This is a genomic window from Chlorobium sp. (assembly GCF_036528655.1).
Classification (GTDB): domain Bacteria; phylum Bacteroidota; class Chlorobiia; order Chlorobiales; family Chlorobiaceae; genus Chlorobium.
Map to the genome: position 1 here is coordinate 73,515 of NZ_JAIGND010000036.1, position 16,659 is coordinate 90,173.

Annotated in this window: 16 protein-coding genes; 7 read left to right on the forward strand and 9 right to left on the reverse strand. The window is 52.5% G+C overall.

Annotated elements, in window-relative coordinates:
• Positions 1-22: 22 nt before the first annotated feature.
• The 3 genes from K4305_RS10775 to K4305_RS10785 form a co-directional block, all read right to left on the reverse strand.
• On the reverse strand, positions 23-1,537 hold the full coding sequence (locus K4305_RS10775) for a leucyl aminopeptidase (RefSeq protein ID WP_331562444.1): 1,515 nt from the start codon (positions 1,535-1,537) through the stop codon (positions 23-25).
• Between the two features lie 37 nt (positions 1,538-1,574).
• Positions 1,575-2,633, reverse strand: a complete 1,059-nt coding sequence (locus K4305_RS10780; RefSeq protein ID WP_331562445.1) for a DHH family phosphoesterase — start codon at positions 2,631-2,633, stop codon at positions 1,575-1,577.
• Between the two features lie 92 nt (positions 2,634-2,725).
• Positions 2,726-3,064, reverse strand: a complete 339-nt coding sequence (locus tag K4305_RS10785) for a winged helix-turn-helix domain-containing protein (RefSeq protein ID WP_331562446.1) — start codon at positions 3,062-3,064, stop codon at positions 2,726-2,728.
• 321 nt (positions 3,065-3,385) lie between these two features.
• Here K4305_RS10785 and rlmN point away from each other — a divergent pair, with 321 nt between their 5' ends.
• From rlmN to K4305_RS10810, 5 genes are all read left to right on the forward strand, one after another.
• A complete protein-coding gene (gene rlmN, locus K4305_RS10790; RefSeq protein WP_331562447.1) occupies positions 3,386-4,465 on the forward strand; it encodes a 23S rRNA (adenine(2503)-C(2))-methyltransferase RlmN in 1,080 nt (359 codons plus the stop codon).
• Between the two features lie 33 nt (positions 4,466-4,498).
• Positions 4,499-5,281 carry a hypothetical protein gene (locus K4305_RS10795; protein ID WP_331562448.1) on the forward strand — a complete coding sequence of 261 codons (783 nt, stop codon included), beginning with the start codon at positions 4,499-4,501 and terminating at the stop codon, positions 5,279-5,281.
• A 10-nt stretch (positions 5,282-5,291) separates the two neighbouring features.
• Entirely contained in the window at positions 5,292-5,951 is a 660-nt protein-coding gene (gene adk / locus K4305_RS10800; protein WP_331562449.1) for an adenylate kinase, read from the forward strand.
• 65 nt (positions 5,952-6,016) lie between these two features.
• Positions 6,017-8,455: a replication restart helicase PriA gene (priA, locus tag K4305_RS10805; RefSeq protein ID WP_331562450.1), complete on the forward strand. Its 2,439-nt coding sequence runs from the start codon at positions 6,017-6,019 to the stop codon at positions 8,453-8,455.
• Between the two features lie 208 nt (positions 8,456-8,663).
• On the forward strand, positions 8,664-9,167 hold the full coding sequence (locus K4305_RS10810; protein WP_331562451.1) for a DoxX family membrane protein: 504 nt from the start codon (positions 8,664-8,666) through the stop codon (positions 9,165-9,167).
• A 5-nt stretch (positions 9,168-9,172) separates the two neighbouring features.
• On the opposite strand, the gene K4305_RS10815 is transcribed toward K4305_RS10810, so the two are convergent.
• The 4 genes from K4305_RS10815 to K4305_RS10830 are packed head-to-tail and all read right to left on the reverse strand — an operon-like array spanning position 9,173 to position 13,861.
• Complete coding sequence (locus K4305_RS10815) at positions 9,173-10,339, reverse strand: efflux RND transporter periplasmic adaptor subunit (protein WP_331562452.1); 1,167 nt, start codon at positions 10,337-10,339, stop codon at positions 9,173-9,175.
• Positions 10,340-10,341: 2 nt separating this feature from the next.
• Positions 10,342-12,708 carry an ABC transporter permease gene (locus tag K4305_RS10820; protein ID WP_331562454.1) on the reverse strand — a complete coding sequence of 789 codons (2,367 nt, stop codon included), beginning with the start codon at positions 12,706-12,708 and terminating at the stop codon, positions 10,342-10,344.
• Between the two features lie 7 nt (positions 12,709-12,715).
• Positions 12,716-13,438: an ABC transporter ATP-binding protein gene (locus K4305_RS10825; protein ID WP_331562455.1), complete on the reverse strand. Its 723-nt coding sequence runs from the start codon at positions 13,436-13,438 to the stop codon at positions 12,716-12,718.
• A gap of 18 nt (positions 13,439-13,456) precedes the next feature.
• Positions 13,457-13,861, reverse strand: a complete 405-nt coding sequence (locus K4305_RS10830) for a hypothetical protein (RefSeq protein ID WP_331562457.1) — start codon at positions 13,859-13,861, stop codon at positions 13,457-13,459.
• Positions 13,862-14,048: 187 nt separating this feature from the next.
• Here K4305_RS10830 and K4305_RS10835 point away from each other — a divergent pair, with 187 nt between their 5' ends.
• Both K4305_RS10835 and K4305_RS10840 read left to right on the forward strand, forming a co-directional pair.
• The gene (locus K4305_RS10835; RefSeq protein WP_331562459.1) at positions 14,049-14,504 is read left to right on the forward strand and encodes an SET domain-containing protein; all 456 of its coding nucleotides are present in this window, start codon (positions 14,049-14,051) and stop codon (positions 14,502-14,504) included.
• 82 nt (positions 14,505-14,586) lie between these two features.
• Positions 14,587-15,000 (forward strand): hypothetical protein, encoded by a 414-nt coding sequence (locus tag K4305_RS10840; protein WP_331562460.1) that lies wholly within the window; start codon positions 14,587-14,589, stop codon positions 14,998-15,000.
• A 12-nt stretch (positions 15,001-15,012) separates the two neighbouring features.
• Here the strand turns inward: K4305_RS10840 and K4305_RS10845 are convergent, their stop codons facing one another.
• Both K4305_RS10845 and K4305_RS10850 read right to left on the reverse strand, forming a co-directional pair.
• Positions 15,013-16,203 carry an iron-containing alcohol dehydrogenase gene (locus tag K4305_RS10845; RefSeq protein WP_331562461.1) on the reverse strand — a complete coding sequence of 397 codons (1,191 nt, stop codon included), beginning with the start codon at positions 16,201-16,203 and terminating at the stop codon, positions 15,013-15,015.
• Positions 16,193-16,654, reverse strand: a complete 462-nt coding sequence (locus K4305_RS10850) for a DUF134 domain-containing protein (protein WP_331562462.1) — start codon at positions 16,652-16,654, stop codon at positions 16,193-16,195. The genes K4305_RS10845 and K4305_RS10850 overlap by 11 nt, the downstream gene beginning before the upstream one ends.
• Positions 16,655-16,659: the final 5 nt, after the last annotated feature.

Genomic DNA, 16,659 nt, shown 5'->3' on the forward strand with positions numbered 1-16,659 from the left:
TTCTTTTTGCTGGAAGATCGGTTCAGGACCATTTTTTCAGAAGATCGACGAGCAACCGGACGCCGAAACCGGTAGCACCGCTCGCTTTTGCGCCGCCTTTGCCAGGCGCGTAAGAAGGTCCTGCAATATCGATATGCGCCCATTTTTTATGACCGTCCAGGAACTTCTCGAGAAATTTGGCCGCGGTCACCGAACCCGCACCTCTTGCCCCGAGATTGCTCACATCGGCGACATCGGATTTGATCATCTCGTCATACTCTTCCCAGAGCGGCATCCGCCACACTTTCTCCTCAGTCCGGAGGCCGGAATCGAAAATATCGTCCGCAAGTTTGTCGTTATTGCTGAAAAGTCCCGCGACAGAATACCCCAGAGCGACGATACATGCGCCTGTCAGGGTCGCAAGATCGACGATAGCGTCAGGATTGTAGTGTTTTTTTGCATACGTCAGAGCATCGGCAAGAATCAGGCGCCCTTCGGCATCGGTATTGCCGACTTCGACAGTAATTCCCGAGTAGGTAGTGATGACGTCTCCCGGCTTCATTGCCGAGCCGTCAGGCATGTTGTCCGTAGAGGGAATCAGACCCACTACGCGGACGGGAAGCCTGAGGCGGGCAGCGGCTTCGACCGCGCCAATAACGGCAGCTGCTCCGGCCATATCGGATTTCATTTCGCCCATCCCCTCGGAAGGTTTGATGGAAATGCCTCCGGAATCGAAGGTAATCCCTTTTCCGACAAGCGCTATGGTTTTCTCGGCCTTGCCTGCTGGTCGATAGTCGAGTACGGAAAATGTCGGAGGATGAACACTCCCTTTATTAACGGAAAGAAGCCCCCCCATTCCAAGCTCCTCTATTTCCGCCTTGCCGAACACCCTGACATCATAACCGCCGCGCTCGCCGGACTCAGTCGCAGCTTTTGCAAGATCAACGGCCTGAAGATGATTTCCCGGAAGATTGACAAGATCTCTTGCGAGGCTCTGGCAGGATCCGGTCACGACTCCTTCGGCAATGCCTGCTTCAAGTGCGCCAAGCTGAGCCGGCTCAGAGCGGAAAATCATTTCCGCTATCTTCCCCGGATTGTCGTCTTCAGCTTTCTTTTTCAGCTTTCCGCTTTTCAGACGGTCGAAACGATAAGATCCTGCGAAACATCCCTCCACAAAAGCTGTGCAGACGGAAGTCGCAGACGATTTGGAAGATGCAGCAAAACCCTTGATGCCCGACATGTCGATCACGACTGAACCAGTCTTCATTTCGATCGCCCTGCCTACAATAGCAGCTCCGGCTTTGCGGAAATCGCCGGCTTTCTTGCCTTCGCCAAGCCCAAGCAATGCTACCCTGCCGGAAAAGGCTTTCCCTGCCGATCCGTAAAGAACAAGCAATTCCCCCGCCTCAGCCTTGAAATCATCCAGTACATTTCCCGGAAATCCATGCTCTTTAAGCAGCGCAGTTCCATTTTTTTTCAGTAACGAACAGGTAAAAGGAAGCGCCAGAAATCCTGCATCTATCTTTCTGACCGGATCGGTTGTAGCGATGATATTCATGTACATGCACTATTCGATTATAACGTTCTGCTATGGCTTATAGACCCTGTGCAGCAAGAAATGCCCGTACATCCTCAGGAATCGCCCTCCGGGCTTTTTCCTCGGAATAGTTCAGCAGGCAACCCGCAGCATTCATATGGCCGCCGCCTCCATACTGCCTGGCAAGATGGTTTACGAAAATATCGCCTCTCGACCTGAAACTGGCCTTGATCCGTCCATCCTGCATCTCCGTCATAAGCACGGAAATCCTGACCGAAGGGACGCTCAGGAGGTATCTGATGATAAGATCGGTATCGAACAGCCTGCTGCCGGTCGTTTTCATCATCTCCTGAGAAATGAACAGCGATGCAATCAGTCCGTCATCGGAAATATTGATGGCGGTGAGCGACAGTCCAAGCAGTTTCAACGCCTGCGGGGTAAGGGAATTATAGACAAAATCGTAAATCTTCGACGGATCCGCCCCTTTATCCACAAGATCACCTGCAAGCCGGTAGACATAGGGCGAGCTTTTTGGAAACCTGAACGAGCCCGTATCGGTCATAACTGCGGTATAAAGCGCTTCGGCGACCTGAGGTGTAATAAGCTGCATTCCGGTTTTCTCCTCGAGCGCAAGGATGAGATCATAGACCAGTTCTCCGGTTGACGACGCATATTGCTCGCAAACCATGATGTCTGCGAAATCTTCCGGATCGAGATGATGATCGATGCAGACCATTTTCATACTGCCGACCTCGTTGGCAAACAGAACATGCGGACGCAGAGCACCCATTCGTTCGCTCAGGTTGGCATCCAGCAGAACCAGAACATCGCAGAGGGATAAATCCTGGATGACATCCTCGTCGCGATCGTCGAAATGCACGATATTTCCGGCCTGTTTAAGAAACGTATAATTGGGAGGAACTTCAGTGGGGTTAACGATCATGACATGACGCCCAAGACGCTTCAGCACCAGAGCAAGCGCAACCTGGCTGCCAAGACCGTCACCATCGGAATTTTCATGTGTCGTCAGCAGAAACTGCTGACCTTCAAGCAGGATATCGATAACAGGAGACCATCCCATCAGATCGAGCTTACGTCCGTAAACCGGTAGTATCATCCATTTCAGATAACTTTAGCAAAAGTACCTAATTTATTATTTTTTCCTGTCAATGAAAAAAGAAACAGATACTTGCTTCTGCCCCGGAAAGTTCATGCCGTCTCAAGCAGGATATCTCCGCCAAGAAAAGAACCGATATGGCTTCTGTACTGCTGAAGCGCCTCGCGTCCAAGCGAAGTTATACGGTAGTTCGTCTGCGGTTTCCGCGACTGAAACTCCTTGTCGCAACTTATGTATCCAGCCGATTCAAGCTTGCGCATATGCACGCTCAGGTTCCCATCCGTAGCCCTGATCTGGTCCCTGATTTCAACAAATGAAGCCTGATTGACAGCATGGAGATATGCCAATGCAGCAAACCGGATCCTCGCATGAATCACCTTGTCAAGCAACTGATGGTCGTAAAGGATATTTTCCTGTTTTTTCTCGCTCATGGTTTTGTGGGGGATTTTTTAAATCTGATCCGGATAAATTAAATAATCCGATTGCATGTTTTACTGACAGAATCAAACCGACGACTGCATTGGCACGATTGTTCGTATTGAGGCAACTTCGTACCTTCACATCGAAGGCATCTTTTAATATGATAACTATACATATTTAGTCTTTTTTCTCAAAATTACTTTACAATCTTTATCAGATAAAAAAGCCACTTTTTATTGCATAGAAATAACAGAAGTGCTCCCATGGTCAATTGTCAGCGAACATGACCGCCTGTGTCAAAGAGCACAATAATCCGACATCCTGCAACGTCAATGCTCCATTCGCCACCTAACATAAAGGATCTCACCGCCGCCGAGTTGCGATCGGCCCTCACGGCTCTCGGCGAACCGGCATATCGTGCATCCCAGATCCATCAATGGCTTTTCAGTCATCATTCACACTCCTTTGACGACATGACCATACTGAGCCTTGCGCTCAGAAAAAAACTCTCAGCGATATATGCCATCGACATCGCTTCGGTACAAGAGTGCCGGAAAGAGGCTCCCGACGCAGCAGAAATGCCGACGGAAAAATTCCTGATCAGGATGCCGGATGGGCAGGCAGTGGAATCGGTAATCATACCTGGTGAGAGCAGGATCACGGCATGCATATCCTCTCAGATCGGATGCCCGCTCGGATGCGGTTTCTGCGCTACCGGCATGATGGGCTTTATAAGAAATCTTTCTCCAGGCGAAATAATCGACCAGGTAACATTGCTCAATGCATGGCTCAGGAATGATTATGGCAAAAGCAGGTCTATAACAAACATCGTCTTTATGGGCATGGGGGAACCTCTGCTCAATACCGCCAATGTGCTTGACGCTATCGAAACGCTCAGCAACCAGACCTACAGCTTCAGTCTGCCGCGGAGAAAAATCACCATATCCACAGTCGGCGTCATACCGGAAATAGACCTGCTTGCATCCTTGAAGCCCGGAACCAGGCTGGCTGTATCGTTGCATGCCGCGATACAGGAAAAAAGAGAATCGATGATGCCAGTCGCCCGAAACTACCCGCTGCAAGATCTCAGACGCGCACTTGCCTCTTACATCCGCCTGACCGGTCAGCCCGTCACACTCGTCTATATGCTTATTGACGGGGTAAACGACTCACCTGAAGACGCAAAAGCTCTCGAAAAATTCGCAAAGGGCCTTTTCTGTAAAATTAATTTGATTGATTATAATGCAATCGTTAATATTAAGTTCAAGCCCGTTTTCACAGAAAAAAGGGAGTTTTTCATCCGATCTCTCGTCGATTCGGGACTGCGGGTTACGGTCAGAAAAAGTCACGGAGCGTCCATCAATGCCGCATGCGGGCAGCTTGCAACAGAGAGAAAAAGGCAGATCCCGTAAGAACCGCATTAATTCCAAACTGGCTCAACAATCATGGATTTGACAGATTTCATCCCGTTCAAAACAGAATTCAACAAAGCCTATCACGGCTTGACCGGCAACGCGACCCACACATCCGAAACGCCTGTTTTCAGCGAGCTTAAAGTTCGCAGGTACGATACTCCCGCAGCTGAAATCTCCGATTTTATTGTAGAAAAAATAGAACGCTGGGTAGGTTGGGGTTTCAAGAATGAGAAAACCGCTGTAGGAGGCATGACGGTTATCCGTGCGGAAGTTTTTTCTTTTGCCCTGCTCGGCATGAAAATCGATGTCACATTCGGACTGCACGAAGAAAAAGACGTCAACGGACGACCTGTCACGACTGTCAACGCAAAAGCACTGACCAATATTGAATCGAAGGGCGATCTCGGAGAAAGCCGCAGAGTCATCCGGATGATGCTGGGCGCGCTCGACTTCGAATTCCGCAAGAAAATCATTTCCGAAGAAGACTACGCTTACCGCTCTGTCGATCCTAAAGGATCCACGGCCGCTTTCCAGCATATTTTCGACGAAGCGAAACTGCAGAACCAGAAAAAACCGGACGGGGCGCCAAAAGCAAAAACCATAGAATTCAAAAAGAAAAGTCCTGTTCAGACAATCCCGCTGAAAATTGCCGGAAAAAACACGAATGAAGCGCCCGCGCAACAGAAAGACAACTCCTCTGCCGAACAGTTGAAAAACGGCTCCGCTCCTGAATCCGCACAACAGGATGTATCGGAATCGCCATCCGATTCGAAGCCGTCAAGGCCCAAATTCACGATTATCACCAAAAAATAAGTAACGTTTGATGAGAATAATTTTATTGGGCGCACCAGGTGCCGGAAAAGGAACTCAGGCCAGCTATATATCCAAAACACTTAATATTCCCCAGATCTCGACCGGCGATATGCTCCGTGCAGCCGTAACAGCCGGAACACCGGTCGGGCTCGAAGCAAAAAAAGTGATGGATGCAGGGCAACTCGTTTCGGACGATATCATCCTTGCGCTCGTCAAGGAAAGGCTGCAGCAGGAGGACTGCCGTAACGGGTGCCTTTTCGATGGTTTTCCCAGAACGCTGGCACAGGCCGAAGCCCTGAAAAAAGATGGAGTCAGCATCGATAATGTCGTCGAAATCGATGTCGCGGACGATGAGATCATCACAAGAATGAGCGGCAGAAGGGTGCATCTCTCATCCGGCAGAACCTATCACGTCGTGTTCAATCCGCCGCAAAAGGAAGGCCTCGACGACGAAACTGGCGAACCCCTTATACAGAGGGAAGATGATAAGGAAGAAACCGTCAGAGAACGTCTGAAAATATACCACGAACAGACGGCACCGCTTATAGAATACTACAGCGGATGGGCTTCCGATGGTGCACCGGAAGCTCCGAAATACCGCAAGGTAAAAGGCACGGGAAGCGTCGAAGAGATCAGGGACAGAATTCTCGGCGCCCTCAGCTCCTGCTGAAAAGGAAACCGTAACATTTTTTCTGAAAAGTCAGTGAGATGCACTGACTTTTCAGTTCCAGCGCAATGCATGCACTGCTCGTAATCGACAGACTCTTCAGAGGCGAACCGCTACTGCTTCAGGTTCCGGAACTCTTCGAACGTGACATCCACCCCGGAAGCATGGTACTGGTTACCCTTCCTCACAGAAAGGATGCACTCTACCCCGGCTATGTGCTGCAGCTCTCCGCAAACGATGACTATCCCGAAAATTCTGCGCTGCCGCTCATCACTGACCTTATGTATGGCGGATCGCCTGTTCTTTCGAACAACATTCTCAGACTCGCCCTGTGGATGGCCGACTACTATCTTTCTTCGCCTCTCGATGCGATACTCGCTGCCCTTCCTGCATCCGTCAGAACAACCGTGCACGATATTGTAGAGCTCAACGCTTTTCTCCTGAAACCCGCTGAACGGAAAACCCACAGCACACCCCTCAGACGTGAAATTCTGCAATTGCTTGCCGCAGCAAAAAAACTCACCGTGCGGCAGATTCAGAAGCGTCTCGGCCGAAAGCAGCTCTATCGGACACTCACGGAACTCGAAAAAGGCGGCTTCATCACGTTGCAGAAAAAATTCTCCGCAACACGTCCGAAACAAAAAAACGCTTACCGTATAATCCGAGGCTTCGAAGGAAACCCCGAAGAACTGCTCCGTCATGCTCCGAAACAGCTCGAAGCGTTCAGATCACTGCTCGAACTGGAAGGAGAACCCGGATTTCCCGATGTCCTCGGATTTCAACCGTCGATCTTCAACGAACTGACGAAAAAAGGATTCACTGAAAAATTTACTGTAGATATCCGGAGCAATTTCAAAAACGCCTATTCGGAAACAAAGAAACACCCTGAAAATCCTACCCGTGCACAGAAAGAAGCGCTCTCCGTTCTGCACGAGGCCGTCGATACCGGAGAATTTCGTCCCTTCCTGCTTCATGGGGTAACAGGAAGCGGTAAAACCCTTATTTATATCGAACTGCTCAAACAGGTGCTCGCCTGCGGCAAAACAGCGATAGTGCTGGTTCCGGAAATATCGCTCACTCCCCAGACCGCAGGACGGTTCAGGCAGCATTTTCATGACGATATAACCATTCTGCACAGTGCCATGAGTGATCAGGAAAAATACGACGCATGGCACCGCCTCAGAGAAGGAAGCTCAAAAATCGCCCTCGGCCCGCGTTCTACCATATTCGCTCCGCTGGAAAACGTAGGTGCAATAATTGTGGACGAAGAACATGACGGCGCCTACAAACAGGATCGCAATCCCCGTTATCACGCAAGAGACACCGCGGTCATGCGCGCCGTGCTTGAAAATGCCGTCTGCGTGCTCGGCTCGGCAACACCCTCATTCGAATCATACCAGAATGCGAAAAGCGGCAAGTACCGGCTCATCAACCTGCCTGAACGCATCGATGGGGCGAGCATGCCCCGCATAACCCTCATTTCAATGCGTGAAGCGCCCAAAGCCTCGCCATCGATTTCCGACCTTCTCTACCGCGAAATAGGCAAACGGATAGAAAAAAACCAGCAGGTGATCCTGCTGCAGAACCGACGGGGCTTTGCCGGCAGCGTATTCTGCCTTGACTGCGGCCATATCCCCACATGCCGCCACTGCAACATCCCGCTGGTTTACCATGCCGCCGGCATGCAGCTTCGCTGCCACTATTGCGGCCACACCCATCTATTTACCGAACAATGCAGCCAGTGCAATTCGACGAACCTTTTTTACAAGAGCAGCGGAACCGAAAGAATCGAAGACGAATTGAAATCGCTCTTTCCGGAAGAAACGATCCTCCGCATGGACATCGATACCACTACATCTAAAGGGGCCCATGGCAGAATTCTCAAACAGTTTCATGAAAAAAAATCAAGAATACTGCTTGGCACGCAAATGGTCGCAAAAGGGCTCGATTTCCCGGACGTGACACTCGTCGGCGTTATGATGGCAGATATCGGAATGAACATCCCGGATTTCCGGGCAGCCGAACGCATGTATTCGCTGCTGACACAGGTGGCGGGGCGGGCGGGACGGGCATCGATTCCCGGCGAAGTCTATCTTCAGGTTTACAACCTTGAAAACGAGGTGTTCCGATCGCTGCTCGAAGGCAGCTATGAGAAATTTTTTGATCGCGAAATGGGCCTGAGAACCGCTCTTCGATATCCTCCTGTCGCCAGACTGGTCAAATTCGAGTTTTCTGCAGCCGAAGAAAAAAAAGCCGAAGAAGCCGCAATATCCTTCAAAACGGAACTCGCCACACATCTGCCGCCTGAAAACGTCATCCTGCTCGGACCTGCACCTGCAGGAATCGCAAAACTGCGAGGCAGGTACCGTTACCAGTTGCTCCTCAAAATACTTTCCGGCAAGCTCTCCCCCACATTCATACGCCAGCAGCTTGACGCAGGCATGTCCCGTTACAGGTCTGCAGGCCTCTCTATCACGATCGACGTCGATCCCCAGAACCTGATGTAAAGAAGAAAAAAGGAAACTCTGGAGCGCGGGGCGCTCTCTGTGATAATAGGACTTATGGGACGAATGAGACGTATGGGACACATGTACAGCATTCAGGCCGCCCACCGCCTGTCTTCCCATTACCCATTATCAATTATCCATCATCCCTCCTCACTCCCATATTTTTGTTATATTCCCTCATGATGATAACCGATTTAAAAACAGCAATATGAGTACTTTTTCATGGAGCAGGGAATATGTGCGGACACACCCGTGGAATACCTTAGGCATCGTGCTTTTTATTGTCGGCCGTTACATTTTCGCAATTTTTTTTCTTTACGGATTCTGGCACAAATTCGTGAGAGAATGGCTTTGGACGGACAAGATGTATGGTTTTTTCGTGCAGCGCCTTACCGATCCGCCTCAACTGAACGACTTTCAGATCCTTTACCTCGAGCATTTCGCCATACCGCTCGCCTTACCTATTGCCTGGATAGTAACAATCGGTGAGCTTATTATAGGCATCGGTCTTGCTCTCGGCCTTGGAGTAAGGGCCAATGCGGCTTTCGCGCTTTTTCTCGTAGTGAATTTCGCAGCCGGAGGCTTCTATAACCTCACGCTGCCGCCTTTCATGATCTACTCGGTACTTATGATGCTGCTCCCTTCAGGCCACTGGCTCGGTCTCGAACGGAAGCTGCACGAACGGCACCCCGACTCGATATGGTTCAAATAACCTGGTCAGTTTTCGAAGGTAACCCGCATACCGTCGCGAAGTTCGTTGGTCGGATGCACGACCACCCTGTCGCCCTCGTCGAGTCCATCAAGCACCTCTGCATAAAAAGCGCTGCGCAGGCCTATTCGTACCGGCCTGGCAGCGGCCTTGCCGTTTTCGATAATGAATACCTTCCATCCGGCGGTCGTCCTGAAAAGGCTGCTGACCGGAACAAGAAGCACGCGGCTCTTTTCATCAAGCACGATTTTCGCCTGAATTCTGAAGTTATCTCCAAGGCGGGATTCTTTACGACTGAGCGACGCGATTATATTGACCCTTTTTTCCTCGATGCCAAGCGCGGATATTTTGGTAAATCCGGACGGCTCGATGCGCTTCACTGACGCCTCCAGAACCTTGCCTCCCCCCCATTCCTCGATGAGCACCCGGTCTGCGGGCTTAACCCGAACTGCATCCGTCGAGAGAAGATCAATAACGATCTCGATAGCAGAAGGGTCACCGATATCGAAAAGCGGAGCGCCGGCAGGTACCACCCGTTCGCTCTGTTCATGCAGTCGAAGAACCGTTCCGGAAACGGGAGAGACAATCCGTACCGGCGTTCCTGCCGTCTGGCGATCGATGACTGCCTGCTGCGCTTCGAACGAAAAACGGGCAGAACTCGCCGCCGAACGCGCGGCTTCAGCTTCCTTGAGATGCATATCGGCTTCGTTCCGCGCCAGTTCAAAAGATTCTTTCGATACGGCGCCCTCGCTATAGAGATTACCATAACGAACGGAGCGACGTCCGGCCTGCTCGAAGCCGATCGTTGCCTGACGCTCTCTTGCAAGAGCTTCGTCATATGCTGCCCTGGCTGCCGCTGCTCGTGCGGAAGCCTGGCGGAACTCCCTTGCATCGAGTTCCGCCGGAAGCAGCTCGGAAACCGTATCGCCTTTAGCCACACTATCGCCCTCTCTGAACGCCACTCTGGCCAGCCGGCCCGAAACCGGAGCGCCGATCACGAAACGATCGCGTACACGACTGTATCCTTCGGCATCGAGCACGACCTGCAGGGTGCCTTTTGTCACCGTTCCGGAATCGACATGAAGCGGAGAAGGCCTGAAAACAACAAACAGAATCAGTGCCGCGCCCGCGAGGGAAAAAGCCGCGATACGCTGGGTTTTTGACAAGGCTGTCATGATTATTCCCTGGTTTTTAAAACCTCTACAAGATCGAGTCCAACAAGGCGCCGCCTGACTGCCGCCGCAGAGACCGCAGAAACAAGAACAACAACCGCGAAAGCGAACAGAAAGTTAGAGGCACTGAACACCAGCGGCAGCCGGTAAAGTTCCGAACTGAGTCCTGTTGCGAGCAGCGCAGAAAGCCCGGTGCCGAAAAGAAATCCGAGCGGAACGGCAAGGAGGGTCAGCAGGGCCTGTTCGCCAAGCAGTATGAAGGATATTTCACCCCTCGTCATGCCGAGCACCCTCAGACTTACCAGCTCTCTCGACCGCTCCGAAAGAGAGATACGCGCACCGTTATAGACGACGGCAAATGCCAGCACACAGGCAAACGATGTAAGAATGAAGGTAGATGTCATCATGCTTTCGGCAATCAGCTCGTCGAAGCTCTCCTTCAGCGCCTTGAGCATCATGATGCTGCCGACTCCCGGCATATTCTTGAACTCCGAATACAGCTCCATTGCCATTGTCTGGTCGATCCGCAGATATGCGGCATTGAACGCGCCTCCGTCTCCTGCAAGGCTGTCGAGTTCCCGGATATGCATATAGGCGGATAGCCCGAGAATCTCGTCGATGGTTCCAGCGACTCTTGCGTCGCGACGCAACTGACGCCCCTGCAGAAATTCGATCCCGAGGGTATCCCCCCGCCGCACTCCGAGAATGGCTGCAAGATCCGAAGTAAGCAGTATCCCCGACGTCGGCAGATCGACCTGGCGGTTGCGTTTATCGACAAGCCGCTGCAGACCGTCTGCAGATTGCAGACCCTTGACCGACTGGCGGCGTATGCGGTGGGCAAAGCGCATACTGACCGGCTCTTCGCGGTAATACTCATGTTCGAGCACCCCGGGAAGCGATGCGACGCTATAGGCTACCGACGGCGGCATGGGATCGTTGAAAACGACGGTAACATCTTCGCGATGCTTTTCGTTAAACTCCACCTGTACCATCCGCTCAACAGCGTCATAGGTATAACGCCCGGCAATAAGAATTGCCACGGCAAGCGATATCATAACAACCGAGAGAGCGGCTTTCCACGGCCTCCGTTCGAGATTTCGAAGGATGATCCTTGCCGGTACGGAAATTTTTTTCTGCAGTGAAGGGCGGTCAAGCACGCCCTTCCTGTAGACAACGGGAGAATCCGGCCTCATGGCTTCAGCCGGAGGCAGCCGGACGGCGCTCCGCACGGCACCGAGCGCGCCTATAAGCGCGGCGGCGAAGCTCAGCAGCACCGACAGCACCAGATCCTCCGCCCTGAACAGATAAACCAGTTCGGCAAAATTGTAGAAGTCGGCGTAGATGTTCATCAGTTCCCTTCCAAGCCACGCACCCAGGAGCGTGCCGGCAACAGCACCTGCAGCGGTGGGAATCATGGCGAAACCAAGATAGTGCAGCCCGACCTCTTCATTCGAAAACCCCATGGCTTTCAGTACGGCTATCTGGTCGCGCTGAGTAGCGACGATCCTGCGAAGCACCATGTTGAGCAGAAAGATCGCGACGGCAAGAAATACTGCCGGCAGAAACGTGATCTGAATACCGACCTGCTTGATTTCATCGACGATGAACCGGTCTGAAAGCTGCTCGCTGCGGCCATAGGCCCCGAGAGAACCGTACCGCCGGAACATGTGATCGAGGCGCATGATGATATCTTTTTCGGATGCCCCGTGAGCGAGCGTCAGGGAAAGATCGTTGAATGCACCGCTCATGTCGAGCGCCGCTTCGAGCGCCCTGCGGCTCATCCAGAAAACGCCGAACCGCCTCTTGTCCGGAAAAAACGATCCCGGCTGCACCTCGTAGATATATTCGGGAGAGAGCCCCATGCCCACGATGACGAGCTGCTTCCTGCGCCCGTTGATCACTGCGGAAATCCTGTCGCCGGGAGAAAGGCCGTTGGCCTGGAGAAAAGGTTTGCTGGCGATCACCTCCTCAGGATGACCTGGCACGATGTACCGGCCCCTTTCGATAAACAGGTCGTTAAGCGCCGTTTCCGTCCTATGCTCCGGAACGGAGATCAGCCTTCCGGTAGCCGGTTCGTCAAGGCCAGGCACATCGAGCGTCACATCGGTAACAATTCGCGAACTGACCGAAGCCACGCCCGGAATACGGCTGACGACTTCGCGATAGAGTTCGGGCGCACGCTTTACCTGCAGAAACACCTCGGAAAACCGGTATTTACTGTAATACAACTCCCGAGAGGCTTCGAGCGAGTACTTCACGCTGCTCATGGAAACGAATACAGAAATCCCGCAGGCCACGACAGCGGCAACGGCCACCATCTGCCCCTTCAGATGCAGCAGTTCCCGAAACATTTTTTTTGCAAGCAGCGTCATTACAGTCTCACCAGATGAGTTCCGACGGGGTCTTTCTCGCGGGATTACGGCGGTCTTCGGTAACCTCGCCGCTGCCGAGTCGAACCACCCGGTCGGCCATGCCGGCAATCGATGCGTTATGTGTGATGACGAGGGTTGTCGTACCGAGTTCCCTGTTGACCTTTTCAATAACCTCGAGAACCAGTTTTCCGGTCTGATAGTCCAGAGCGCCTGTCGGCTCGTCGCACAACAGCAGCTCGGGGCGCTTTGCCACGGCCCTGGCAATAGCGACACGCTGCTGCTCCCCGCCGGAAAGCTGAGCGGGAAAATGGTTCAGACGGCTTCCGAGACCTACAAGTCCGAGCGCCTCTTCGGCGGGCATTGGATTATCGGCGATTTCTGTGACGAGCTGCACATTCTCCAGCGCTGAAAGACTTGATATCAGATTGTAGAACTGAAAGACGAATCCGATGGAACGGCGCCGGTATGCGGTCAGCTCAGCCTCGGTAGCAGCGGTAATCTCGCGATCATGAAAAAACAGCTTGCCCACCGAAGGCACGTCAAGACCTCCGATGATGTTCAGAAGAGTCGATTTGCCGCTGCCGGATGCGCCGAGCAGCACGACCAGCTCTCCCGCATAAAAATCGATGGAAACATGTTTCAGAGCCTCGACCGTAACTTCTCCCATAAGATAGGTTTTCGAAAGGCCGCTGATCTTCAGCACCTCCGGGCCATGCGGATTACTCTCCATAGGGATACTGCCTCCTCATCATGTGACACGCCTTTCATGTCCGAAGGCCTCGGCCTCGAAACGGTTTCCGTAATATCCGTCCTCTCCCCGCAATCTTGCTGCAAAATAACATGCGAGGTATGCCGGAATGAAAAGCGGACCCCACTGTTCATACTGTCTTACGTGCATGCGCTCGTGCTCTCTCCACCGCTCATGAACCGCTTCATCGACAGCAAACACGACATGCCCGAGCGTCATGGCCGATACCGGAGCGACAAATGGAATCCGATGAAGCATCCAGGCGGCAGACCTGCCAGAAATCTCAAGCACTCCATCTATTCGCCTGATTCTTCCTCCCGTCATACATACCGGAAACGTCAGGATAAGGCCGAGCACGGTATTGGGAGATGCCCAGATATAACGAAGCAAAACAACTGGTTTCATAGCGCTGCAGCCTGAAGGTTCAATCAGGAATGTACAACCCGAAAAAACAGCAGATGATTCCGTTACAGGGGAACCCTGATCGGTCTGATCATACCGAACGAATACTCAAAAAAAAACGAAGCATCGCATTACCGGAAAAACGGTTAATTTTCAGTAACATAGCGTTCTTTCCAGAACCAGTGAACATATGCAGGAAAACCTCTACACCATCGGTCTTGCCCTCTTTGCCACAGCGCTCCTTGCTGGCATTGCAATCGGACTGTACCTGAAAAAACGAACCGGGGCAGGCAGAAAAAGCATTGTCAGCATCGGTCCTTCAACCGTAAGCGGACGGGGAGCATTCGCGGCCGAAGCTATCCGGGAAGGCGACATCGTAGAACGATGTCCGGCTCTGGAAGTAACCGACAAGGATGTCGGTGGCGAGTTGGTGAACTATGTTTTCTACGGCAGCGACGAAAACAAAAGGCTGATCGCCATGGGAAACGGCATGCTCTTCAACCACTCCTCGACGCCCAATGTAGCCTACTATCGGGAAGATACAGGCCTTGGCGCCGAACTGGTAATCTACGCTTTGCGCGATATCGAGCGAGGTGAAGAGCTTTTTTACAACTACGGAGACGATTGGTGGACGACAAGACAATGAATATTGCCGTATATTGCCTTTATGAGATAAAGCTCTTTCCGGATATCCGATAAAGAAGAAAACCATCATAATGGAGGCCGACATGAAAAATAACACCGCTGTCTGGATCGACCACAGGGAAGCAGTCGTCGTTTCCCTCGCAGGAGGCACCGCAACCGTACGGCATCTTGAATCAGACGCCGAAAGCCATTTCAAGCCATCCGGAGGCTGGAAATCGGGAGGAACCATTGTGGCCCAGTCGGTCGTAAAGGAAAAAAGCGCCGAAGAGAGCAGGATGCACCAGTACCATGCCTTTTACCGCCAGCTCGTCTCTCTGCTTGAGAATGCGGATGCCATTGCGATTTTCGGTCCCGGAGAAGCAAAAACGGAATTTGCCGGAGAGATCGGAAAAATCCACAATCTACGCGATAAAATCAGCGCCGTGGAAACCTGCGAGCGAATGACGGAAAACCAGTTCGTCGCAAAAGCGAAGGAGTTTTTCACTTCGGAAAAGTAACACGACTGAAAGCTATAACCTTGCAAACAGGATTTTCCGAAGACTATCGGGATCAAGCTCGACGGGGTTGCTTTTACTTCGAGTAACGGCAGCAAGATGCGTTATGTGCTCCATACCGATACCGTAGTTGCCGAGCCTCGGCACATTGAGATCTTGCTGCCAGTGCGCCAGCGTTTCCACCAGCATATCACATGCACAGACATCGGAAAGCTCCGGTTGCTGCGAAAGAAGCCTGCCGACTGCCGCATATTTTGAAAGCGCTCTCTGTCCGCTGCCGGAAAGCCGCAGCTGCAGAATATTCTCCTTTGTAGCGTCGGCAAGCAGGGTCGCGCAAAGCACGCCATGCGGAATATCGAAAGCCCCGCCGATCGACGAAGCGAATCCATGCACGATGCCAAGCCCGGCATTGCAGAGCGCAACGCCTGAAAGAAAAGCGGCATAAGCGACATCGCCCCGCACCGCATGATCGTCGGCTCCGTCCCTGCAGGCTCGCAGAAACGAACGAATAAAATATTCCATGCCGCTGAACGCCAGAAGATCGGTAAAGGGTGATGCAAATGGCGAAACCCATGCTTCGATCAACTGGGTGAACGCATCCATTCCGGAAGCAACAGTAAGAGCCCTCGGCGCCGTGCAGAGCAGTTCAGGATCGATAACGGCTACATCGGGGACGAAGGCCGGATGACGAAGCGAACGCTTGAATCCGTCAGAACCGACACGGCTGATAACCGAGTTGTTCGTTGCCTCGCTTCCGGTACCGGATGTCGTCGGCACGGCAATAAAAGGTACCTTCCGTCCGTCGTGCTCAAGAAAATCGTCACGACCCTCTATATAACGTTCCACCGGATGCTTCTGCAGAAGCATTGCCGACACGGCCTTGCCCGCATCGATCACGCTGCCGCCGCCGACAGCTATCACCGAATCGCATCCGGCACTTCTTCCTGCGGCAACCGCCTCGTCGATCATTTCCGGAGAAGGTTCGCCTTCGACACGTCTGTGAAGATAGGCGAAAGTAACGCGTCCCAACGAGTGCAACAGCCATGACAACCGCCCTGAAGCCTCAAACGAACGGCTTCCGGTCACAACCATCGGACACCTGCCTGACAAGCGTACATGTTCAGGTAAATGAGAAAAGCTGCCGGCGCCGAAATGGAGCGCAGGCAGCTTGAGAAGAGAAAAAGAAGATAAGCATTCAGGCGACACTGCTGCACCTCCCTTTGCGAATGAGCGGCTTTCCGCAATCGGGGCACTGTTCCATCCTGCAGGGCAATCCGTCGAGATGCGGTTTTTCGAAACCGCAATGAAGACAGACGCAGGTATTCTCACCGGCGATTTCGGCATGTCCGCAGACCTGTTCGATATTGCCGCCCTCGACACAGATGGATTTGCCGTCGATGATGGCTTCAGCAACCTTCCGGTGAGCCGATTCGATGATTCGCCCGAAAGTCTGACGCGATACCTTCATCCTCGATGCAGCCTCCGTCTGGTAGAGCCCCAGCTTGTCGGCAAGCCGGAGTGCCTCGACCTCGTCGACGGTCAGCACGACACTCTGGAGCCTTGAGGGTGAAATGCCTTCCGGCTTGAAACAGGTGAATTTCGGTATATCCTCTATACATCGGCAACTCACCGGCCTGCCGACCCTGTTCTGCTTCATTTACT